This window comes from Streptomyces sp. NPDC014870 (genome assembly GCF_043081505.1).
Taxonomy (GTDB): Bacteria; Actinomycetota; Actinomycetes; order Streptomycetales; family Streptomycetaceae; genus Streptomyces.
Window position 1 is genome coordinate 385,499 of the sequence record NZ_JBIBWQ010000004.1, and the last position, 20,149, is coordinate 405,647.

The following is a 20,149-nucleotide window of genomic DNA, read 5'->3' on the forward strand; positions in this document are numbered from 1 at the left end:
GGAAGTAGAGCAGCGGGCCGGTGTCCCGGTGCGCGGTGAGCGTGTCGACCCGGCCCAGGGTGATGGCGTGGTCGCCGCCGTCGAGGACGGCGTCGAGCGTGCACTCGATCGTCGCGAGCGCCCCGTCGAGCAGGGGCGCGCCCGAGGCACCGGGCCGCCAGGCCGTACCGGCGAACTTGTCGCCGCCCGTGACCGCGAACCGGCGGCAGAGCTCCTCCTGGTCGGCCGCGAGCACGTTCACCGCGAAGCGGCCCGCCGCGCGGATCCGCGGCCAGGTCGTCGAGGTGTGCGCCGGGCAGAAGCAGACGAGCGGCGGGTCGAGCGAGACGGACGAGAAGGACTGCACCGCCATGCCGGCAGGCCGTCCGTCGGCCGGGTCGCGGGCGGTGATGACGGCGACGCCGGTGCAGAAGCCGGCGAGCGCGGCCTTCATGTCGGTCGGATCCGGATCCATGGGGACCTCCTGAGGAATATTCCTACTAGGTATATGCCTAACCGAAACACCTGTGATTGGATACCCGCCACGCTCGCACGTCAAGTAGGGAGGGTCAGTGATCAGCCCCCAGCAAGTGCCACAGCAACTACCCCGCACCATCGCCGAGTTGCCCGACTGGGCGGCCGCCGCGCACGCCGGACCCGCCCAGGAGGCGCTGGTCGGCGGCGGAGCCGGCGGAGCCGACGACGGGGTCCGCTGGGGCTTCGCGCGGCTCCGCGACGAGATCGCCGCCGCCGCGCGCGCCGCTCTCGCCCACGGCGTGGGGCACGGCGACCGGGTCGCGATCTGGGCCCCCAACAGCCGCCGCTGGATCACCGCGGCCCTCGGCGCGGTCGCGGTCGGCGCCGTCCTCGTCCCGGTCAACACCCGCTACAAGCCCGCAGAGGCCGCCGACATCGTGCGCCGCAGCGGCGCCCGGTTCCTGTTCACCGAGCACGACTTCCTCGGCACCGACTACGCCGCCGCCCTGCACGGCTCCGGGGAGGACCTCGGGGAGCTGCGTTCCACGCTCACCCTGCACGGACCCGACTGGGACGGCTACCTCGCCGCCGGGGCCGCCGTCCCCGACGCCGAGCGGATCGCCCGCGTCGTCGCCGTACGCCCCGACGACCTCTGCGACATCCTCTACACCTCGGGCACCACCGGCCGCTCCAAGGGCGTGATGACCACCCACGGCCAGACCCTGCGCGTCTACACCGACTGGGCCCGGCTCGTCGGACTGCGCGCGGGCGACCGGTATCTGCTCGTCAACCCCTTCTTCCACACCTTCGGCTACAAGGCGGGGGTGCTCGCCTGTCTGCTGACCGGCGCGACCATGCTGCCCGAGGCCGTCTACGACGCCGACCGCGTCCTCGAACGGATCGCCGCCGAACGCGTCACCTGCCTCATGGGGCCGCCGACCGTCTTCCACGGCCTGATCCACCACCCGCGCCGCGCGGCGCACGACCTCTCCGCGCTCCGCCTCGCCGGGACCGGCGCGGCCGCCGTCCCCGCCACGCTCGTCGAGGAGATCCGGGAGGAGCTCGGCGCGCCCGACGTCTTCACTGCGTACGGGCTCACCGAGTCCTGCGGGGTGGTCTCCGTCTGCCCGACGGACGCCGACGCGGAGACCGTCGCCCGCACCGTCGGCCTGCCGCTGCCCGGCACCGAGATCCGGATCGCCTCCCCGCTCGGCGCCGTGCTCGGCCCCGGTGAGCCGGGCGAGATCCAGGTCCGCGGCCACCACGTCATGCGCGGCTACCTCGACGAACCTGCGGCCACGGCCGAGACGGTCCTCGACGGGGGCTGGCTGCGCACCGGCGACATCGGCGCCCTCGACGAGCGCGGCTACCTCGCGGTGACCGACCGGCTGAAGGACATGTACGTCGTCGGTGGCTTCAACGCCTACCCGGCCGAGATCGAGCACGTCCTCCTGCGCCACGAGGCCGTCCACGACGTCGCCGTCGTCGGCGCCCCCGACGCGCGGCTCGGCGAGGTCGGCGTCGCGTTCGTCGTGACCGACCGCGCCCTCGGCGCGGACGAACTGACCGCCTGGGCCCGCGAACGGCTCGCCAACTTCAAGGTCCCGCGCCGCTTCGTCGTCGTGACAGAGCTGCCGCGCAACGCCGGGGGCAAGCTCCTCAAGGGCGAACTGCGGCGCGCGGCGAGAGGAGAGGACGCATGAGGACCACCCCCGAACAGGACGAACTGCGGGCGGCGGTACGGTCCGTGCTCGACCGCCACGCGGGCGCGGCGGCCTGGGCGCCGTTGACCGGACAGATCGGCGTGGCGGCCCTCGCCGTGCCCGAGGCGTACGGCGGACTCGGCTGCGGGCTGCCCGAGATCGCGGTGGTCGCGGAGGAGCTGGGGCGGGCGCTCAGCCCGGTCCCGTTCCTCGGCTCCGCCGTCCTGCCCGTGACCGCCCTCCTCGCCTCGGGCGACTGGGACGCCTGCGCCCGCCTCCTGCCCGGACTCGCCGAGGGCGCCAGGACCGGCGCGCTCGCCTGGGCGGAGGAGGGCGGCTGGGAGCCGGAGTCGCTCACGACGGCGGCTCACCAAGGCCCGCCGGAGTCCCTCACGACCACGGCGGACGAAGGCCCGCGCCTCACCGGCCGGAAGGAGTACGTGCTCGCTCCGCCCGAACGCCCCGACCTGTGCCTGGTCTTCGCGCGGGACGCCCGCACCGGACGTCTCTCCCTCTACGAACTCCTGGACGACGAGGGTGAGTTCACCGTGGCTCCCACCCTGGACCGGACCCGCCCCCTCGCCCGGATCCGGCTGGACCGGACACCCGCCCGGCTCCTCTGCGCCGACGGCGAGGGCGTCCTCACCCGGGTGCGCGACGTGGCCGCGACCGTCCTCGCCGCCGAGCAGGTCGGAGGCGCCGAACGGGCCCTGGGCGACACGGTCCGGCAGGTCGGCGAGCGCGTCCAGTTCGGCCGGCCCATCGGCTCCTTCCAGGCCGTGAAGCACCGCCTGGCCGACCTGTACACCGCTGTCGAGTCCGCCCGCTCCCTCGCGCTGGCCGCCGCCCACGCCGACGCCGAACCCCTCGCCGCGGCGGCGGCGCGGACGGTCTGCTCGGAGACGTACCTGACGGTCGCGGGCGAGATGATCCAGCTCCACGGCGGGATCGGCGTGACCTGGGAACACCCGGCGCACGACCACCTCAAACGCGCCCACCAGTGCGCCCACCTCCTCGGCCTGCCGGCCGCGCACCGGGCCCGTCTCGCCGCCGCGCTCGGACTCGTCCCGTCACCCTGATCCCGTACGCTCGGCACTCCGGGGGGAAAGGCGTCCCCTCGGGAGGGGGAGGGGAGACGCCCGTGGGGCTGAGTCTGCGCAAGGTCGAGGAGACCGCGCCCGCGCTGGTGAGCCTGTACAAGTCGGCGGGGGTGTCGCTGCGCAAGCACGGGATGGACGGGCAGCGGGTGGCCGTCTACCTTGTGCTCGACTACTCGGGATCCATGAAGCCGTACTACAAGGACGGCAGCGTGCAGGCGCTGGCCGACCGGGTCCTGGGGCTCTCGGCCAACCTGGACGACGACGGGCGGGTGCCGGTGGTGTTCTTCTCCACCGACATCGACGCCGAGACGAGCATCGAACTCGCCGACCACCAGGGGCGGATCGACCGGATCGTCGCCGGGCTCGGCCATATGGGCAAGACCAGCTACCACCTGGCGATGGACGCGGTCATCGACCACTACCTCGACAGCGGCGCGACCGCCCCCGCGCTCGTCGTCTTCCAGACGGACGGCGGTCCGATCAACAAGCTCGCCGCCGAACGGTACTTGTGCAAGGCGGCCGAGCTGCCGCTCTTCTGGCAGTTCATCGGCTTCGGCGACCCGGGCAGCCGGCAGTTCGAATTCCTGCGGAAACTGGACGAGTTGGCGGTCCCGCAGAAGCGCTCCGTCGACAACGCCGGGTTCTTCCACGCGGGCCAGGACCCGCGCGCGGTCCCGGACGCCGAGCTGTACGACCGCATCGTCGCCGAGTTCCCCGCCTGGCTCGCCGCCGCCCGGGCCCGGTCCATCGTCCGGTGACGGCGGGCGGGAAAACCCCGCCCGGTGCGGAGTCGATCATGTGATAGTGGGCCCATGGCCTCTCTTGTGCGACATGTGACGATCGACTGCGCCGACGCGTACGCCCTGGCGACCTTCTGGGCCGCCGCCCTGGACTCCAAGGTCTCCGACGACGACCGGCCCGGTGACCCCGAGGCGCTGGTCGAGACCGTCGGCGGTGGGCTGCTCTTCATCCGGGTCCCGGACGGGAAGACGGTCAAGAACCGTGTCCACCTCGACCTCCAGCCGCAGGACCGCAGCCGTGACGAGGAGGTCGAGCGGCTGCTCGCCCTCGGCGCCACGGTCTTCGAGGACCACCGGAAGCCGGACGGCACGGGGTGGGCGACGCTGCTCGACCCCGAGGGCAACGAGTTCTGCGTCGAGCGGAGCGCGGCCGAGCGCCAGGCCACGGAGTAATCCAGACAGAAGCTGTCGGGTATCCGGTGTTCACTGGAACCATGGGACACATCGACGCCGGAACCGGAACCACCTGGGCGGCCTTCGCCGCCGCCGAACCCGAACTGGAAGCGACCGTTCGGGAGCGGTTCGGCCAGTTCACCCACCATGTGCTCGGCACCCTGCGGAAGGACGGTTCGCCCCGGCTCAGCGGGATCGAGGCGGACTTCCGCTGGGGCGAGCTGTGGCTCGGCATGATGCCGAACTCCCGCAAGGCCCTCGACCTGCGGCGCGACCCCCGCTTCTCGCTCCTCGCCAACCCGGGTGCGGGGACGGACATGGGTGGCGGGGACGTCCGGATCTCCGGCCGGGCCGTGGAGATCACCGACCCGAAGGAGCTGGACCGCTACGCGGAGGCCGTCGGGATGCCGATGCCGTTCCATGTCTTCCGGGTCGAGCCGGCCGAGGTCGTGCGCACCTTCGTCGAGGGCGACGACATGGTCGTCCGCACCTGGACGCCGGGGCGGCCGGTGCGGACGATCCGGCGCGGTACGGACGACAGCCCGCCGCGTGAGACGACGTCATGACCCGGTGTCGTACACCTCGTCGTACGTCCGCATGACCTCGGCCCGGCACCAGGACGGAGTGCCCCAGGCGTCGCGGAGCGGGCGGGCCTTGCGCAGCCAGAGCGAGAGGTCGAGCTCCTCGGTGTAGCCGACCGCGCCGTGGATCTGCAGGGCGGTACGGGCGGCGGTGTACGCGGCCTCGCCCGCGGCGACCTTGGCGGCGGCGAGATCGGTGCTCCGGAAGGTGACCGCCGCCCCGAAGAGGAGTGGGCGGGCGAACTCCAGGGCGATCAGGGTGTCGGCGAGCCGGTGCTTGACCGCCTGGAAGGAGCCGATCTCGGTGCCGAACTGCCGGCGCTGCTTGGCGTACGCGACGGTGCGGTCGAGGAGGGTGAGCCCGACGCCGAGGGCTTGTGCGGCGGTGGCGAGCACGGCCCAGTGCCTCGCGTGTGCCGCGGCTTCCCGTACGGCGGACCCGGCTGCCAGCAGCTCCCCGCCGGGGGAGGGGCGGGCGAGGCGGCGGGCGGGGTCTGCGGAGACCCGCACGCCCTCGTGTCCGGGGGCCATCCACAACTCGTCCCCCCGGACGACGAGGATCACGTCGGCGACGTCCGGGTCGAGGGCGAGGGTGGGAACCAGCCCGGTGGGCACAGCACCGGCGGGCGTCGCTCGCGCGGGAGCGGGCCCCGTGGGCATCGTCAGGGTCGCCACCGTCGCGCCCGACGTGAGCCCCGGCAGCAGTCGCTTCGCCGGGCCCGTCTCGCCCGAGGCCGCGAGCTCCGTCAGGAGAGCGGCCGCCGCCACCGACTCCACCAGCGGGCCCGGTGCCGCCTGCCGGCCCAATTCCACGAATGCCGTGGCCAGTTCGACCGGGAGGGGGCCGACGCCCTCGTACGGCTCCGGGACCGCGAGGGCGAAGACGCCCGCCTCCGCGAGCCGGGACCACAGGGCGCGACCGGGCGTCGCGTCGCCCGCCGCCCAGGCCCGTACCGCCGTCGGCGTGTCCGCCGCCGTCAGCATCGCGTCCAACGAGCGCGCGAAGTCGCGCTGTTCCTCCGTCGGCAGGAATCGCATCAGCGCCGCCCCTTCGGCAGGCCGAGCAAACGCTCGGCGATGATGTCGCGCTGGATCTCGTTCGTGCCGGCGTAGATCGGGCCCGCGAGCGAGAAGACGTACCCCTCGCCCCACTCCCCGTCCGCCGACTCCGTCTCGTCGCCCAGCAGATCGAGCGCCGTCTCGTGCAGCGCGATGTCGTACTCCGACCAGAAGACCTTGTTCAGGCTGGACTCGGCCCCGATCGACGCCCCCGCCGCGAAGCGCGACGCGCCGCCCGCCGTGAAGAGCTGGTAGGCCCGCGCGCCGATCACCGCGTCCGCGACCCGGTCCCGCAGCGACGGGTCCGCGCCCGTCTCCCGCCACAGCGCGACGAGACGGTCCGCCGCCGCCAGGAAGCGGCCGGGGGAGCGGAGCATCAGGCCGCGCTCGTTGCCGGTCGTCGACATCGCGATCCGCCAGCCCTGTCCCGGCTCCCCGATCACGTCCTCGTCCGGTACGAAGACCTCGTCGAGGAAGAGCTCCGCGAACGCGGGCTTCCCGTCCAGCCGGCCGATCGGCCGGACCGTCACCCCCGGCGCCCGCAGGTCGAACATCAGGTACGTCAGACCGCGGTGCGGCCGGGCCGGGTCCGTCTCCCCACCGGTACGGAAGATCCCGAAGGCCCGGTCGGCGAAGGCGGCCCGCGAGGACCAGGTCTTCTGGCCGGACAGCAGCCAGCCGCCGTCGGTCCGCACCGCCCGGGAGCTGAGCGACGCCAGGTCCGAGCCGGACTCCGGCTCCGACCAGGCCTGCGCCCAGATCACCTCCCCGGTCGCCATCGACGGCAGCACCCGGGCCCGCTGCTCCTCCGTCGCGTGGTCGAAGAGGGTGGGGGCCAGCAGGTTGATGCCGTTCTGCGAGACCCGGCCGGGGGCCCCCGCCGCGTAGTACTCCTCCTCGAAGACCAGCCACCGGACGATGTCGGCGCCCCGGCCGCCGTACCGCTCCGGCCAGGAGACCACCGACCAGCGGTCGGCGGCGAGTGCGGCCTCCCAGGCGCGGTGCGCGGCGAAGCCCTCGGCCGTCTCCAGGGACGGCAGCGGCTCCGCGGGGACATGGGCGCGCAGCCACTCCCGCGCCTCCGCGCGGAACGCCCGCTCCTCCGGCGCGTACGTCAGATCCATCAGACCCCCGCCTCCTTCATCGCCGCCATGTCCATCCCGCCCAGCGGGTCCGCCGCGGTCTCCGCGTTGTGGGCGTGGGCGAGATGGTGGAGGCCGAAGACCGAGTCCATCCCGGCGTGCAGGCCCTGGAGGTCCTCGGCCTGGTTCACCGCCCGCTTGGTCAGGGCCAGGCCGAGCCGGGGCATCTCGGCGATCCGCAGGGCCAACTCCTCGGTCGAGGCGGCCAGTTCGGAGCGGTCCACGACCCGGTTGACCATGCCGATCTCGTACGCCCGGCGGGCCGTCATCCGGTCGCCCGTGAACAGGAACTCCTTGGCGATCCTGGGCGGCATCACCCACGGGTGGGCGAAGTACTCGACGCCCGGGATCCCCATCCGCACCACCGGGTCGGCGAAGAACGCGTCCTCGCTCGCCACGATCAGGTCGCAGACCCAGGCCAGCATCAACCCGCCCGCCACGCAGGCGCCCTGGATGGAGGCGACGACCGGCTTGGGCAGTTCGCGCCAGCGCCGGCACATGCCGAGATAGACCTCGGACTCGCGGGCGAAGCGGGACTCGGCGCCGCGCTTGTCGGAGTGGTCCCACCAGAGTCCGGCGCGGCGGTCGAAGGGGAGATGGGCGTCGCGCTCCGGGGTGCCGATGTCGTGGCCCGCCGAGAAGTGCTCGCCCGCGCCCGCGAGCACGATCACCTTGACCTCGGAATCCTCCGCCGCCCGGTAGAAGGCCTCGTCCAGGGCGTAGGTCATGGCGGAGTTCTGGGCGTTGCGGTAGCGCGGGCGGTTCATCGTCACGTACGCGACCGGTCCGCGGCGCTCGTACAGCACGGGCATCTGCATCCTTCGACGCTCCTTCCCTAACAAGTGTTTGGTAGGTTAACGTACGGCCATGAGCAGCGCCATGAGCAGCGTCGAGGAGTTCCGTGCCGAGATACGGGACTGGCTACGGGCCCACCTCAGTGGCGAGTTCGCCGCCCTCAAGGGCCTCGGCGGACCGGGCCGCGAGCACGAGGCCTTCGCCGAACGCCTGGCCTGGGAGCGGCACCTGGCCGCCCACGGCTGGACCTGCGTCGGCTGGCCGAAGGAGTACGGCGGGCGCGGCGCGAGCATCGAGGAGCAGATCGCCTTCCACGAGGAGTACGCCCTCGCCGACGCCCCCGCCCGCGTCAACCACATCGGCGAACAGCTCCTCGGACCCACCCTCGTCGACCACGGCACCGAGGAGCAGAAGGCCCGCTTCCTGCCCCCGATCCGCGCCGTCGAGGAGCTCTGGTGCCAGGGCTACAGCGAACCCGACGCCGGCTCCGACCTCGCCGCCGTCCGCACCCGCGCCGTCCGCGAGGGCGACCAGTGGGTGGTGGACGGCCAGAAGATCTGGACCTCGCTCGCCCACGAGTCCCAGTGGTGCTTCGTCGTCGCCCGCACCGAGGCCGGCTCGCGCCGGCACGCCGGACTCTCGTACCTGCTCGTCCCCATGGACCAGCCCGGCGTCGAGGTCAGGCCGATCGTCCAGCTCACCGGCACCAGCGAGTTCAACGAGGTCTTCTTCGACGGAGCCCGCACCGACGCCACGCACATCGTCGGCGAGCCGGGCGACGGCTGGCGGATCGCCATGGCCACCCTCGGCTACGAACGCGGCGTCTCCACCCTCGGCCAGCAGGTCGGATTCCGCCGCGAGTGGGAGGGCCTGGTCACCCTCGCCCGGCGCAACGGAACCCTCGACGACCCGCTGATCCGCGACCGGCTCGTCCGGGCCTGGACCGGACTCCAGGCCATGCGCGCGAACGCGCTGCGCTCCACCGACCCCTCCATGGCCAAGCTCTACTGGTCGCACTGGCACCGCGACCTCGGCGAACTCGCCATGGACATCTGCGGCGCCGCCGCCACGGTCGTCGCCGCCGAACCGTACGAACTCGACGAGTGGCAGCGGCTGTTCCTCTTCTCCCGCGCCGACACCATCTACGCCGGATCCAGCGAGATCCAGCGCAACCTCATCGCCGAGCGGGTGCTCGGCCTCCCGAAGGAGCCGCGCCCATGACCGCCGCACCCCCCTATGTGCCGGGCCACGGCCTGCTCGCCGGCCGTACCGCCGTCATCACCGCCGCCGCCGGAGCAGGCATAGGCGGCGCGACCGCCCGCCGCTTCCTGGAAGAGGGCGCCCGGGTCCTGATCAGCGACGCACACGCCCGCCGCCTCAAGGAGAGCGAGGCCGCCCTCGCCGCCGACTTCGGCGCCGACCGGGTCGACGCCCTGCCCTGCGACGTCACCGACGAGACCCAGGTCCAGGCCCTCCTCGACACCGCCGTACGGCTCCACGGCCGCCTCGACGCCGTCGTCAACAACGCCGGCCTCGGCGGCACCGCCGCGCTCGTCGACATGACCGACGACCAGTGGGGCCGGGTCCTGGACGTCACCCTCAACGGCACCTTCCGCTGCGTCCGCGCCGCCCTGCGCCACTTCAAGGACTTCGGCGGCCCGGGCGTGATCGTCAACAACGCCTCCGTCGTCGGCTGGCGCGCCCAGGCCGGTCAGGCCCACTACGCCGCCGCCAAGGCCGGCGTCATGGCCCTCACCCGCTGCGCCGCCATCGAGGCGGCGGCCCACGACGTCCGCGTCAACGCCGTATCCCCCTCCCTCGCCATGCACCCGCACCTGGTCAAGGTCACCTCCGCCGAGCTGCTCGCCGAACTGACCGAGCGCGAGGCCTTCGGGCGGTACGCCGAACCCTGGGAGATCGCCAACGTCATCGTCTTCCTGGCCAGCGGCTACTCCTCCTACATGACCGGCGAGACCGTCTCGGTCAGCAGCCAGCACGCGTAGGACCAGAATGGACGTGTGCCGAAGACCGTCAGCAACAGCAGCAAGAAGAAGACCGCCGTGACCGCCTCGCCCGAGCGGCGTCGCGAACTCCTGGACACCGCGGCCGAGGTGTTCGCCGCCCAGGGGTACAACGCCACGACCGTACGCAAGATCGCCGACGCCGCCGGCATGCTCGCCGGCAGCCTCTACTACCACTTCGATTCCAAGGAATCGATGCTCGACGAGATCCTCTCCACCTTCCTGACCGAGCTGTGGGAGGGGTACGACACCGTCCTCGCCGCCGGACTCGGCCCCAGGGAGACCATCGAGGCCCTCGTCACCGAGTCCTTCCGGGAGATCGACCGGCACCGCGCCGCCGTCGCCATCTACCAGAAGGAGTCCAGACACCTCACCGACCAGCCCCGCTTCCACTACCTCTCGGACTCGCAGGTCAAGTTCGAGAAGGCATGGCTCGGGACCCTGGAGCGGGGCGTGGAGGCCGGCACCTTCCGGGCCGACCTCGACATCCGGCTCACCTACCGCTTCGTGCGCGACACCGTCTGGGTCGCCGCGTCCTGGTACCGCCCGGGCGGACAGCACAGCCCGGAGGAGATCGCCCGCCAGTACCTGTCGATGGTCCTGGACGGTATCGCCGTACGCACATAGAGCGCCGTACGCACCAGTCGTACGTGCGCCGACGTCTGGAGGAGTTGTCATGGCCGAGGCCTACATCGTCGAAGCGGTCCGCACCCCGGTGGGCCGGCGCAAGGGAGGGCTGGCCTCCGTTCACCCGGCGGACCTCGGAGCCCACGTCCTCAAGGCACTCGTCCAGCGATCGGGCGTCGACCCGGCCGCCGTCGAGGACGTCGTCTTCGGCTGCCTCGACACCGTGGGCCCGCAGGCGGGCGACATCGCCCGGACGGCCTGGCTCGCCGCCGGACTTCCCGAGGAGGTCCCCGGCGTCACCGTCGACCGCCAGTGCGGCTCCTCCCAGCAGGCCGTGCACTTCGCCGCCCAGGGCGTCCTCTCCGGAACCCAGGACCTGGTCGTCGCCGGCGGCACCCAGAACATGTCGATGATCCCGATCGCCTTCGCCTCCCGGCAGGCCGCCGAGCCCCTCGGCCTGACCGAGGGCCCCTACGCCGGCTCCGAGGGCTGGCGGGCCCGCTACGGCGACGCGCCCGTCAACCAGTTCCACGGCGCCGAGCTGATCGCCGAGAAGTGGGGCATCACCCGCCGCGACCAGGAGGAGTTCGCCCTCCGCTCGCACCGGCGGGCGCTCCACGCGATCGACGAGGGCCGCTTCGCGCGCGAGATCGTGGCCTACGGAGACGTGACCGTGGACGAGGGCCCGCGCCGGGACACCACCCTGGAGAAGATGGCCGGCCTGAAGCCCGTCGTCGAGGGCGGCACGATCACCGCGGCCTGCTCCTCCCAGGTCTCCGACGGCGCCGCCGCCATGCTGCTCGCGAGCGAGCGGGCCGTACGGGAGCACGGCCTCACCCCGCGCGCCCGGATCCACCACCTCTCGGTGCGCGGCGAGGACCCGATCCGGATGCTCTCCGCGCCGATACCGGCGACCGCGTACGCCCTGAAGAAGACCGGGATGACCATCGACGACATGGACCTCGTCGAGATCAACGAGGCCTTCGCCCCGGTCGTCCTCGCCTGGCTGAAGGAGACCGGCGCCGACCCGGAGCGCGTGAACGTCAACGGCGGCGCGATCGCGCTCGGCCACCCGCTGGGCGCGACCGGCGTGAAGCTGATGACCACGCTCCTGCACGAGCTGGAGCGGACGGGCGGCCGCTACGGGCTCCAGACGATGTGCGAGGGCGGCGGCCAGGCCAACGTGACGATCATCGAGCGGCTCTGACCGCCCTACCGCGCGGTATGTGACGTGCGTCGCCGCCCCGCCCTCAGGGAGGGGCGGCATGCTAAGGTTGCCGACGTTGCTAGTTGGTACCCATGAACTTTATGTGCGCCTGACGGGAATGTTCCTCAGGCGCAATTTTGTTTTCCGGACTCTCCGGGATGGGACCCTTACCTATTCAGGAGAAAACATGGCTACCGGAACCGTGAAGTGGTTCAACTCGGAAAAGGGCTTCGGCTTCATCGAGCAGGACGGCGGCGGCGCCGACGTCTTCGCCCACTACTCCAACATCGCGACCTCCGGCTTCCGTGAGCTGCAGGAAGGCCAGAAGGTCACCTTCGACGTCACGCAGGGCCAGAAGGGCCCGCAGGCGGAGAACATCCTCCCCGCCTGATCGCCGTACGCGATTCTCGCAGCCGGGGCCCGCACCGCGCAGGTGCGGGTCCCGGCTCGCGCTGTGCTCAGGCACTTGCCCGGGCGCACTGCTCGGGCGCACTGCTCAGGGCTCTGCTCAGGCCAGGAAGGTATTTCCCATGACTCGCTCCGAACAGCGGCCCCGCCGGGCCGCCGAATCCCGCTCCGGAACCACGTCCGGAAATACCCGCCGTGGCTCCGCCGCCTCCCGGGGCAACGGCAGGCAGAAGGCCGCCGGGCGCGGCCGTGGACCGGCCACGCCTCCGCCGCCGCGCGAGTTCACCCTGCCCGAGACGTTGACGCCCGCGCTCCCCTCCGTCGAGTCCTTCGACGCCCTCGACATGCCCGCCGCCCTGGTCAAGACCCTGGGCGCGCAGGGGGTCACCGAGCCGTTCCCGATCCAGGGCGCCACGCTGCCGAACTCGCTCGCCGGCCGGGACATCCTCGGCCGCGGCCGTACCGGCTCCGGCAAGACCCTCGCCTTCGGCCTCGCGCTCCTCGCCCGCACCGCGGGCCGCCGCGCCGAGCCCAAGGCGCCGCTCGCGCTGGTCCTGGTGCCCACGCGCGAACTCGCCCAGCAGGTCACCGACGCCCTCACCCCGTACGCCACCTCGGTGCAGCTGCGGCTCACCACCGTCGTCGGCGGACTGTCGATCACCAAGCAGTCGAACGCGCTGCGCCGTGGCGCCGAGGTCCTCGTCGCCACGCCAGGCCGCCTCAAGGACCTCATCGAGCGCGGCGACTGCCGGCTCGACCAGGTCGCGATCACGGTCCTCGACGAGGCCGACCAGATGGCCGACATGGGCTTCATGCCGCAGGTCACGGCGCTGCTGAAGCAGGTCGAGCCGGACGGCCAGCGGATGCTGTTCTCGGCCACCCTGGACCAGAACATCGACCGGCTCGTGAAGATGTTCCTGGACGACCCGGTCGTGCACTCCGTCGACCCGTCGGCCGGCGCCGTCACGACGATGGAGCACCACGTGCTCTACGTCGCCGACGAGACCGACAAGAAGGCCGTCACCACGCGCATCGCCGCCCGCGACGGACGCACCATCCTCTTCCTGGACACCAAGCGCTCTGTGGACCGGCTCGTCAAGCGGCTCCTCGCCAGCGGTGTCCGGGCCTCCGGGCTGCACGGCGGCCGCTCGCAGCCGCAGCGCAACCGCACCCTGGACCAGTTCAAGAACGGCCAGGTCACCGTCCTGGTCGCGACCAACGTGGCGGCCCGCGGCATCCACGTCGACGACCTCGACCTGGTCGTCAACGTCGACCCGCCCATCGACCACAAGGACTACCTGCACCGGGGCGGCCGCACCGCCCGCGCCGGCGAGTCCGGCAGCGTCGTCACCCTCGTCCTGCCCGAGCAGAAGCGCGACATGGGCCGGCTGATGTCGAACGCCGGGATCACCCCGCGTTCGGCGCAGATCAAGTCGAGCGACGAGGAGCTGACCCGGCTCACCGGCGCCCGCGAGCCCTCGGGCGTCCCGGTCGTCATCGAGGTCCCGCAGCCGACCCCGCCCGCGTCCGCCCGCAACGGCGCCGGCCGCCGCTCGCGCCGCGGTGGCGGCGGAGGCGGCGGCAACGGCGGAGGCGCTGCGACCGGCGGCACGGGTGGCGGCGAGCGCTCCCGTACGCGGTCCGGCACCGGCGCCCGTACGGGCACGGGTGGTGCGCCCACCCGTACCCGCAGCGGCGGCGGCCGTGGCCGCCGGTCCGGCGGCGGCGCCGCCCAGGGCGGACGGTCCGCCTAGCCGATCAGTCGACGAGCCGGTCCTGGAGCTGCGCGAGGGTGCGCGGTTCCAGGGCCAAGCCGTCGGTGAGATAGCGGAACAGGCTGCCGTAGCGGGTCTTCGCCTCGGTCAGCGCCGCGTTCAGGTACTCGGTCCGTACCTCCTGCATCGGGATGAGCAGGTCCGGGTTCTGCATGAGTCCGGCCTGCTTCAGGCCCTCGCGCAGCTTCGCGTCGTAGGCGGCCCGGAAGGTGTTGGAGGCCAGGAAGTCCTCCACGGCGTACCGCTCGGGCACCCCGCACACCGTCAGGAGCAGGTGGCTCAGCCAGCCCGTACGGTCCTTGCCCGAGGTGCAGTGGTACAGCAGCGGGCCCGCGCCCGGGCGGGCGATGTCGCGGATCGTCGCGGCGAACCGCGCCCGGTTGTCGGCGTCGGTGACGAAGGTGCGGTAGACGTCCGCCATGAACGCGGCCGCCCGGCCGCCGCCCAGCATCTCCTCCTGCTTCACCGGGTCCCGGGAACCGATCGCCGCCCGGATCAGCGCGTTCAGACCGTTGTCGGTCACCGTCCGGGACACCGGGACCAGGCCGCCGGGCAGCCGGTCGGCGCCGTCGGCCTGGATCTCCAGCGGGATCCGGAAGTCGACCACCGTGGCCAGGCGCAGCCCGGACAGGGTGGTCAGATCGGCGTCGGTGAGCTTGCCCAGGGCGTCGCCCCGGTAGACCAGGCCCTGGCGCACCCGGTCGCCGGTGTACGTGAGGTAGCCGCCCAGGTCGCGGACGTTGACCGCGCCCTGGAGCGGGATGTGCCGGATGGTGGCGGCGCGGTACCGACGGCGGGGCGCCGCGACGGCCGGGGAGGCGAGCGAGACGAGAGCGGTGGCGGTGGCGGTGCTCAGAAGTGCGCGTCTCGAAAGGGGCATGACTGAACTCCCTGTACGGGAACTCCCTTGAGGGGAGGGCGGGTTCACCCTGGTGTCGGCAGGGCGCGGAGCGCTTTCTCGGCCTCGGACATGACGCGCAGGACGAGTTCCTCACAGCTCGGGAGGTCCTCGATGATCCCCGCGACCTGTCCGGACGCCATGACGCCGAGGTCGGTGCGGCCCTCGACCATGGACGCCTTGAGGAGCATGGGGGTGTTCGCTGCCAGCAGGACCTGGCTCCACGACAGGTCCTTGCCGTGCTTCATCGCGAGGCCGTCGCGGACCATGGCCGGCCACGAGAGCCCCGAGAGCTTGCGGAAGCCGGCCGCCCGGCGGACGGCCTGCGCCAACGCCCGTACGCGGCCCGCCCGTTCGAGGGCGGCGACCATCTCCGTACGGAGCATCCGGTGCGGCAGCCCGTCGACGGCCGTCGTCACCGTCACGTCCTTCACCGTGGCGGCCAGGTACTTCGCCTTCACGGCGTCGGGGACGGTGGAGTCGGAGGTGAGCAGGAAGCGGGTGCCCATGGCGATGCCGGCGGCCCCGTAGGAGAGCGCGGCGACCAGACCGCGGCCGTCGTGGAAGCCGCCGGCCGCGATCACCGGAATGGAGACCGCGTCGACGACCTGCGGCAGCAGGACCGTCGTGGCCACGTCCCCGGTGTGCCCGCCGCCCTCGCCGCCCTGCACGATCACCGCGTCCGCGCCCCAGGCCGCGACCTTCTCGGCGTGCCGCCGGGCCCCGATGGAGGGGACGACGACCACGCCCGCGTCCTTCAGCTCCGCGATCAGCTCGCGGGAGGGGGCGAGCGCGAAGGAGGCGACCCGTACGCCCTCGTCGATGATGATCCGCACCCGCTCGCGGGCGTCGCCCGCGTCCGCGCGCAGATTGACCCCGAAGGGCCGGTCCGTACGGGACTTCACCTCGCGGACCGCCGCGCGCAGCTCGTCGACGGTCATCGTCGCCGAGGCGAGGATGCCGAGCGCGCCCGCCTCTGCGGTGGCCGAGACCAGACGGGGCCCGGCGACCCAGCCCATGCCGGTCTGGACGATCGGATACCGCACCCCGGTGAGCCGGGTGAGCGCCGTCTCCATCAGGACCTGACCTCCCGGTCCCGCAGCCCCTTCGGGTCGATGACCTCGCGGATCAGCCGCAGCTCCTCGACGGTCGGCTCGCGGGTGTACGGGACGTCGTCGCTGATCACGAGGTCGAAGCCGGTGGCCTGCCGGACCTGGTCCACGGTGACGCCCGGGTGCAGGGACGCGAGCCGCATCGAGCGGTCGGGCGTCTCGAAGTCGAAGACGCCGAGGTCGGAGACGACCCGGGGGATCCGGTGGAAGCGCTCCGCCCCGGCTGCCGCCGCCCGGTCGTAGCCGACGCCGCTGACCATGTCGACGCGCTCGACGAAGACCCGGGGCGAGTGCTTGGGGACCCAGTAACTGACCGGGTTGTTCAGGGTGTTGACGGGCGCGCCGCGCACGCCGAGGAGCTGGCGGGCGGGGCGCGACCAGTCGCCGATGCAGGAGATGTTCTGGTTGCCGTACCGGTCGATCTGGCTCGCGCCCATCATCACGTGCCGCTTGCCGCCGGTGACCATCGTCAGGTGGCGGCGGTACGGCAGCCAGCCCTCGGGCTCCCCGTCGAGCCCGACGAGTATCGCCTCGCCGTCGGTCAGGAGCAGGTCGGGGGCGAAGGAACGCTTGGCGAGCCGGGCGCCGAAGGAGGAGACCGGGGCCATCGCGGCGGCGAGGATCTCGCCGTTGTCGCGCCAGGCCTCGGCACAGGCGACGACGCAGTACTCGGAGCGTGTCGTGGTGGTCGTGGTCATCGCTGCTCCTCGTGCCAGGTCCGTACGGCCTGCTGGTAGTCGTCCTCGCTCTTGCCGGAGAGGAACCGTTCGGAGAACTCGGGCCAGGGGGTGGTCGCGTACAGCTTCTGGAAGGGCTCGTCACGGCCGTGGTCGGGGACGCAGGAGGTGAAGTGGGCGCCGTTCGGGGTCTCGACGACGCCGGTGACGCTGTGCCGGCTGACGAGCAGGGACTGCGGGGCGGTGTCCGCGTCGAACCGGTCGACGAGCCGCTCGCAGGAGACGTACGCGGTGTCGGCGGCCTCGCAGAAGAGGTCGTCGAAGTACGGGTCGGGGCCCAGGTACTGGCCGTTGCCGAGCCGGTCGGCCCGGTTGAGGTGGACGAAGGCGGCGTCCATGCGCAGTGCGGGCACGGCGACGAAGGTCTCCCCGTCCTCGTACGGCGAGGTGACCGTGCGCAGCTCGGGGTTGACCGTCATGACGTCCGAGCCGAGACCCGCGCGGACGGGCATGAAGGGCAGCCGGTTGGCGGCGGCGTGCAGGCCCCACATGAACATGGCCTCGTCCAGCTCGGTGAGGGTGAGGTCGCCGCGCTCGCGGGCGGCGCGGAAGTGCGGTTCGAGGGGGATGGAGTCCAGGGTGGTGAAGGCGGCGACGAGCCGGCGGATCCGGCCGGCGGCGGCGAGCAGGCCGACGTCGGGGCCGCCGTAGGAGATCACGGTCAGGTCGGTGATCTCGGACCGGAGCAGCGCCCGGACCAGGGCCATCGGCTTGCGGCGCGAGCCCCAGCCGCCGATGCCGAGCGTCATGCCGGAGCGGAGCCGGGAGACCACCTCGTCGGGGGTCATGGTCTTGTCGGTCACGAGGTGCCCTCCTTGGCCTTGTCCTTCGCTTCGTCCTTCGCCTCGTCCTTGCCGAAGGTGTCGCGGACGCGGTCGGCGACCCCGCTGAGGTTGGCCTCGAAGGTGAAGCCCTGCTCGAAGCGGTAGCTGCGGCGCACGTCCACCGGGTCGATGCCGTTGATGGCGGCCTTGGCGAGCCGGATCAGATACCCGTCCTTGCGGGCGATCTCGCCCGCCAACTCCACTGCGGCGTCCAGGAGTTCCTCACGTGGAACTACCTTCCAGACCGAGCCGTGGGCGTGCAGTTCGGCGGCGGTGGCGGTGCGCGAGGTGTAGTACAGCGCGCGCATCAGGTGCTGCGGGACGAGCCGCGCGAGGTGGGTTGCGGCGCCGAGCGCGCCCCGGTCCAGCTCGGGCAGTCCGAAGGTGGCGTCCTCGGAGGCGACGATCGCGTCCGCGTTGCCGACGAGTCCGATGCCGCCGCCCAGGCAGAAGCCGCCGACGGCCGCGACGACCGGCACCTCGCAGTCGTAGACCGCCGCGAACGCCTCCGCGCAGCCGCGGTTGGCGCCGATCAGGCTGGCGTGCCCGGGGTCCCGCTGCATCTCCTTGATGTCGACGCCGGCGTTGAAGCCGCGGCCCTCGGCGGCAAGGACGACACAGCGGATCTCGGGGTCGCGGCCGGCCGCGCGGATCGCGTCGGCGAGCTCGTACCAGCCCCGCACGGGCAGGGCGTTGACGGGTGGGAAGTCGACGGTGACGAGGGCGATGCCCTTGCCGGGGCTTGCGGTGGAGACACCCATGAGCGGATCAGCTACCTTTCCACCAAACATTTGTTAGGTGACTGCTTGGTCAGGAAAGGTAGCAGCCGATGGAGCTGGACGGGAGGGTGGCGGTCGTCACCGGTGGCACACGCGGGGTCGGCGCGGGCATCGCGCGGGCCTTCCTCGGGGCGGGCGCGCGGGTCGTCGTCTGCGCCCGCAGGCCACCGGGCGAGCCGGTGAAGGAGGCGGGCCGGGAGGCCGAGTTCGTCCCCGTCGACCTGCGGGACCCCGCGGCGGTCGCCGACCTCTTCGCCGAGGTCGGCGAGCGGTACGGACGCCTCGACACCCTGGTCAACAACGCGGGCGGCACGCCGTACCGGCTGCTCGGCGAGGGCGAGGCGGAACGGCACGCGCGGGTGGTGGAGTTGAACCTCACCGCCCCGCTCACGGCCTCGCTCGCCGCGCACGGGCTGCTGCGGGAGTCGCGCGGCTCGGTCGTCATGATCGGCAGCGTCAGCGCGACCCGGCCCTCACCGGGCACGGCCGCGTACGGCGCCGCGAAGGCCGGCCTGGAGAACCTCGCGCGGTCGATGGCCGTCGAGTGGGCCCCGTACGTCCGGGTGAACACCCTGGTCCTCGGCATGGTCAGGACCGAACTCTCCCATCTGCACTACGGGGACGAGGGAGGGATCGAGGCCGTCGCCCGGACCGTGCCGCTCGGCCGGCTCGCGGAGCCCTCGGACGTGGGCGAGGCGGCCGTCTTCCTCGCCTCCGAACGGGCCGGATACGTCTCGGGGGCCGCGCTGCTGGTGCACGGGGGCGGCGAACGCCCCGCGTTTCTGGATGCCGCGACTGTCAACAAGGAGAGCTGAGATGGGACGGAGTGACGGAGTGCGTGAGGGCCTGTGCGAGGGCCGGGTCGTGATCGTGACGGGCGCCGGGAGGGGGCTCGGGCGGGCGCACGCCAGGGCCTTCGCCGCCGAGGGGGCGAAGGTGGTCGTCAACGACCTGGGCGTGGGGCTCGACGGCTCGGCGGGCTCCGGCTCGCCCGCCGAGCAGGTGGTGGAGGAGATCCGTACGGCGGGCGGCGAGGCCGTCGCGCACGGCGGCGACATCGCCACGGAGGAGGGCGCGGCCTCGCTGGTCACCGCCGCCCTCGACAGCTTCGGCCGGCTGGACACGCTGGTCAACAACGCGGGTTTCCTGCGGGACCGGATGCTCGTGAACCTCGGCGAGGACGACTGGGACGCCGTGATGCGCGTCCATGTGAAGGGCCACTTCCTGCCGCTGCGGCACGCCGCCGCGTACTGGCGGGCGGAGGCGAAGGCGGGGCGCGAGCCGGTGGCACGGGTCGTCAACACGACGTCGGGCGCGGGACTGCTCGGCAGCGTCGGGCAGGGCAACTACGCGGCGGCCAAGGCCGGGATCGTCGGGCTCACCCTGGTCGCGGCGGCGGAGATGGGCCGGTACGGCGTCCAGGTCAACGCGATCGCCCCGGCGGCCAGGACCCGGATGACCGAGCAGGCCTTCGCGGGCCTCGACGCCGCGCCGGAGGACGTCTCGCCCCTTGTGGTCTGGCTCGGCTCGGCGTCCTCGGCGGGCGTGACCGGCCGCGTCTTCGAGGCGGAGGGCGGTCGCATCACGGTCATGGAGGGCTGGCGGCCCGGCCCTTCGGCGGACAAGGGCGCGCGCTGGAACCCGGCGGAGGCGGGGGAGGCGACCTTGAAGCTGCTGGCCGCCGCCGAGACCCCGGGGCGGGTGTACGGGGCGGCGGACTGAGGGGTGGGTG

21 protein-coding genes and 1 pseudogene are annotated in these 20,149 nt (G+C 72.7%); 13 read left to right on the forward strand and 9 right to left on the reverse strand.

The window, feature by feature from the left end; all coding sequences use genetic code 11:
* Positions 1–40 precede the first annotated feature (40 nt).
* Positions 41–595: pseudogene (locus tag ACF09C_RS14240) on the reverse strand (flavin reductase family protein); the annotation flags it as partial.
* On the opposite strand from ACF09C_RS14240, the gene ACF09C_RS14245 reads away from it, so the two are divergent.
* The 5 genes from ACF09C_RS14245 to ACF09C_RS14265 all read left to right on the forward strand — a co-directional run bounded on the left by ACF09C_RS14245 (position 552) and on the right by ACF09C_RS14265 (position 5,018).
* A complete protein-coding gene (locus tag ACF09C_RS14245; RefSeq protein ID WP_392091757.1) occupies positions 552–2,159 on the forward strand; it encodes a FadD3 family acyl-CoA ligase in 1,608 nt (535 codons plus the stop codon). The pseudogene ACF09C_RS14240 and the gene ACF09C_RS14245 sit on opposite strands and share 44 nt — an antisense overlap.
* The gene (locus tag ACF09C_RS14250; protein ID WP_392091758.1) at positions 2,156–3,238 is read left to right on the forward strand and encodes an acyl-CoA dehydrogenase family protein; all 1,083 of its coding nucleotides are present in this window, start codon (positions 2,156–2,158) and stop codon (positions 3,236–3,238) included. The genes ACF09C_RS14245 and ACF09C_RS14250 overlap by 4 nt, the downstream gene beginning before the upstream one ends.
* A 62-nt stretch (positions 3,239–3,300) precedes the next feature.
* Positions 3,301–4,017 carry a VWA domain-containing protein gene (locus tag ACF09C_RS14255; protein WP_392091759.1) on the forward strand — a complete coding sequence of 239 codons (717 nt, stop codon included), beginning with the start codon at positions 3,301–3,303 and terminating at the stop codon, positions 4,015–4,017.
* A 54-nt stretch (positions 4,018–4,071) separates the two neighbouring features.
* Entirely contained in the window at positions 4,072–4,452 is a 381-nt protein-coding gene (locus ACF09C_RS14260) for a VOC family protein (RefSeq protein ID WP_392091760.1), read from the forward strand.
* A gap of 41 nt (positions 4,453–4,493) precedes the next feature.
* Positions 4,494–5,018, forward strand: coding sequence for a pyridoxamine 5'-phosphate oxidase family protein (locus ACF09C_RS14265; protein WP_392091761.1), 525 nt, complete (start codon positions 4,494–4,496; stop codon positions 5,016–5,018).
* Here ACF09C_RS14265 and ACF09C_RS14270 read toward each other — a convergent pair.
* From ACF09C_RS14270 to ACF09C_RS14280, 3 genes are read right to left on the reverse strand one after another with little or no spacing between them, the layout of a single operon-like run.
* The gene (locus ACF09C_RS14270; RefSeq protein WP_392091762.1) at positions 5,013–6,071 is read right to left on the reverse strand and encodes an acyl-CoA dehydrogenase family protein; all 1,059 of its coding nucleotides are present in this window, start codon (positions 6,069–6,071) and stop codon (positions 5,013–5,015) included. The genes ACF09C_RS14265 and ACF09C_RS14270 overlap by 6 nt on opposite strands.
* Complete coding sequence (locus ACF09C_RS14275) at positions 6,071–7,216, reverse strand: acyl-CoA dehydrogenase family protein (RefSeq protein WP_392091763.1); 1,146 nt, start codon at positions 7,214–7,216, stop codon at positions 6,071–6,073. Before ACF09C_RS14275 ends, ACF09C_RS14270 begins: the two co-directional genes overlap by 1 nt.
* Complete coding sequence (locus ACF09C_RS14280) at positions 7,216–8,052, reverse strand: enoyl-CoA hydratase (protein ID WP_392091764.1); 837 nt, start codon at positions 8,050–8,052, stop codon at positions 7,216–7,218. The genes ACF09C_RS14275 and ACF09C_RS14280 overlap by 1 nt, the downstream gene beginning before the upstream one ends.
* A gap of 61 nt (positions 8,053–8,113) precedes the next feature.
* Here ACF09C_RS14280 and ACF09C_RS14285 point away from each other — a divergent pair, with 61 nt between their 5' ends.
* The 6 genes from ACF09C_RS14285 (at position 8,114) to ACF09C_RS14310 (ending at position 14,046) form a co-directional block, all read left to right on the forward strand.
* Positions 8,114–9,250 (forward strand): acyl-CoA dehydrogenase family protein, encoded by a 1,137-nt coding sequence (locus ACF09C_RS14285; RefSeq protein WP_392092008.1) that lies wholly within the window; start codon positions 8,114–8,116, stop codon positions 9,248–9,250.
* Complete coding sequence (locus ACF09C_RS14290) at positions 9,247–10,032, forward strand: SDR family oxidoreductase (RefSeq protein WP_392091765.1); 786 nt, start codon at positions 9,247–9,249, stop codon at positions 10,030–10,032. Before ACF09C_RS14285 ends, ACF09C_RS14290 begins: the two co-directional genes overlap by 4 nt.
* Positions 10,033–10,047: 15 nt before the next feature.
* The gene (locus tag ACF09C_RS14295) at positions 10,048–10,677 is read left to right on the forward strand and encodes a TetR/AcrR family transcriptional regulator (protein ID WP_392091766.1); all 630 of its coding nucleotides are present in this window, start codon (positions 10,048–10,050) and stop codon (positions 10,675–10,677) included.
* Positions 10,678–10,726: 49 nt separating this feature from the next.
* Positions 10,727–11,884 (forward strand): acetyl-CoA C-acetyltransferase, encoded by a 1,158-nt coding sequence (locus ACF09C_RS14300; RefSeq protein ID WP_392091767.1) that lies wholly within the window; start codon positions 10,727–10,729, stop codon positions 11,882–11,884.
* Positions 11,885–12,071: 187 nt separating this feature from the next.
* Positions 12,072–12,275 (forward strand): cold-shock protein, encoded by a 204-nt coding sequence (locus tag ACF09C_RS14305; protein WP_005318814.1) that lies wholly within the window; start codon positions 12,072–12,074, stop codon positions 12,273–12,275.
* A gap of 139 nt (positions 12,276–12,414) precedes the next feature.
* Positions 12,415–14,046, forward strand: coding sequence for a DEAD/DEAH box helicase (locus tag ACF09C_RS14310; protein WP_392091768.1), 1,632 nt, complete (start codon positions 12,415–12,417; stop codon positions 14,044–14,046).
* A gap of 4 nt (positions 14,047–14,050) precedes the next feature.
* Here the strand turns inward: ACF09C_RS14310 and ACF09C_RS14315 are convergent, their stop codons facing one another.
* Genes ACF09C_RS14315 through ACF09C_RS14335 form a run of 5 tightly spaced genes read right to left on the reverse strand, consistent with a single transcriptional unit; the run spans position 14,051 to position 18,399 of the window.
* Positions 14,051–14,947 (reverse strand): tyrosine-protein phosphatase, encoded by an 897-nt coding sequence (locus ACF09C_RS14315; RefSeq protein ID WP_392091769.1) that lies wholly within the window; start codon positions 14,945–14,947, stop codon positions 14,051–14,053.
* Between the two features lie 44 nt (positions 14,948–14,991).
* Entirely contained in the window at positions 14,992–16,041 is a 1,050-nt protein-coding gene (locus tag ACF09C_RS14320; RefSeq protein WP_392091770.1) for an NAD(P)H-dependent flavin oxidoreductase, read from the reverse strand.
* Entirely contained in the window at positions 16,041–16,775 is a 735-nt protein-coding gene (locus ACF09C_RS14325; RefSeq protein ID WP_392091771.1) for a CoA-transferase subunit beta, read from the reverse strand. The genes ACF09C_RS14320 and ACF09C_RS14325 overlap by 1 nt, the downstream gene beginning before the upstream one ends.
* Complete coding sequence (locus ACF09C_RS14330) at positions 16,772–17,617, reverse strand: CoA transferase subunit A (RefSeq protein ID WP_392091772.1); 846 nt, start codon at positions 17,615–17,617, stop codon at positions 16,772–16,774. Before ACF09C_RS14330 ends, ACF09C_RS14325 begins: the two co-directional genes overlap by 4 nt.
* Complete coding sequence (locus ACF09C_RS14335) at positions 17,614–18,399, reverse strand: enoyl-CoA hydratase family protein (RefSeq protein ID WP_392091773.1); 786 nt, start codon at positions 18,397–18,399, stop codon at positions 17,614–17,616. The genes ACF09C_RS14330 and ACF09C_RS14335 overlap by 4 nt, the downstream gene beginning before the upstream one ends.
* A 68-nt stretch (positions 18,400–18,467) precedes the next feature.
* Between ACF09C_RS14335 and ACF09C_RS14340 the strand changes: the two genes are divergently transcribed.
* Both ACF09C_RS14340 and ACF09C_RS14345 read left to right on the forward strand, forming a co-directional pair.
* The gene (locus tag ACF09C_RS14340; RefSeq protein ID WP_392091774.1) at positions 18,468–19,232 is read left to right on the forward strand and encodes an SDR family oxidoreductase; all 765 of its coding nucleotides are present in this window, start codon (positions 18,468–18,470) and stop codon (positions 19,230–19,232) included.
* Position 19,233: 1 nt separating this feature from the next.
* Positions 19,234–20,139, forward strand: coding sequence for an SDR family oxidoreductase (locus ACF09C_RS14345; protein WP_392091775.1), 906 nt, complete (start codon positions 19,234–19,236; stop codon positions 20,137–20,139).
* Positions 20,140–20,149 lie beyond the last annotated feature (10 nt).

What these genes read in the sequence shown, in the direction of transcription:
- ACF09C_RS14250 (WP_392091758.1), top strand. Translation starts at nt 2,156, where the DNA reads ATGAGGACCACCCCCGAACAGGACGAACTGCGGGCGGCGGTACGGTCC.
- ACF09C_RS14285 (WP_392092008.1), top strand. Translation starts at nt 8,114, where the DNA reads ATGAGCAGCGTCGAGGAGTTCCGTGCCGAGATACGGGACTGGCTACGG.
- ACF09C_RS14315 (WP_392091769.1), bottom strand. Translation starts at nt 14,947, where the DNA reads ATGCCCCTTTCGAGACGCGCACTTCTGAGCACCGCCACCGCCACCGCT.
- ACF09C_RS14335 (WP_392091773.1), bottom strand. Translation starts at nt 18,399, where the DNA reads ATGGGTGTCTCCACCGCAAGCCCCGGCAAGGGCATCGCCCTCGTCACC.
- ACF09C_RS14300 (WP_392091767.1), top strand. Translation starts at nt 10,727, where the DNA reads ATGGCCGAGGCCTACATCGTCGAAGCGGTCCGCACCCCGGTGGGCCGG.
- ACF09C_RS14265 (WP_392091761.1), top strand. Translation starts at nt 4,494, where the DNA reads ATGGGACACATCGACGCCGGAACCGGAACCACCTGGGCGGCCTTCGCC.
- ACF09C_RS14345 (WP_392091775.1), top strand. Translation starts at nt 19,234, where the DNA reads ATGGGACGGAGTGACGGAGTGCGTGAGGGCCTGTGCGAGGGCCGGGTC.
- ACF09C_RS14325 (WP_392091771.1), bottom strand. Translation starts at nt 16,775, where the DNA reads ATGACCACGACCACCACGACACGCTCCGAGTACTGCGTCGTCGCCTGT.
- ACF09C_RS14280 (WP_392091764.1), bottom strand. Translation starts at nt 8,052, where the DNA reads ATGCAGATGCCCGTGCTGTACGAGCGCCGCGGACCGGTCGCGTACGTG.
- ACF09C_RS14270 (WP_392091762.1), bottom strand. Translation starts at nt 6,071, where the DNA reads ATGCGATTCCTGCCGACGGAGGAACAGCGCGACTTCGCGCGCTCGTTG.
- ACF09C_RS14320 (WP_392091770.1), bottom strand. Translation starts at nt 16,041, where the DNA reads ATGGAGACGGCGCTCACCCGGCTCACCGGGGTGCGGTATCCGATCGTC.
- ACF09C_RS14340 (WP_392091774.1), top strand. Translation starts at nt 18,468, where the DNA reads ATGGAGCTGGACGGGAGGGTGGCGGTCGTCACCGGTGGCACACGCGGG.
- ACF09C_RS14305 (WP_005318814.1), top strand. Translation starts at nt 12,072, where the DNA reads ATGGCTACCGGAACCGTGAAGTGGTTCAACTCGGAAAAGGGCTTCGGC.
- ACF09C_RS14310 (WP_392091768.1), top strand. Translation starts at nt 12,415, where the DNA reads ATGACTCGCTCCGAACAGCGGCCCCGCCGGGCCGCCGAATCCCGCTCC.
- ACF09C_RS14290 (WP_392091765.1), top strand. Translation starts at nt 9,247, where the DNA reads ATGACCGCCGCACCCCCCTATGTGCCGGGCCACGGCCTGCTCGCCGGC.
- ACF09C_RS14275 (WP_392091763.1), bottom strand. Translation starts at nt 7,216, where the DNA reads ATGGATCTGACGTACGCGCCGGAGGAGCGGGCGTTCCGCGCGGAGGCG.
- ACF09C_RS14260 (WP_392091760.1), top strand. Translation starts at nt 4,072, where the DNA reads ATGGCCTCTCTTGTGCGACATGTGACGATCGACTGCGCCGACGCGTAC.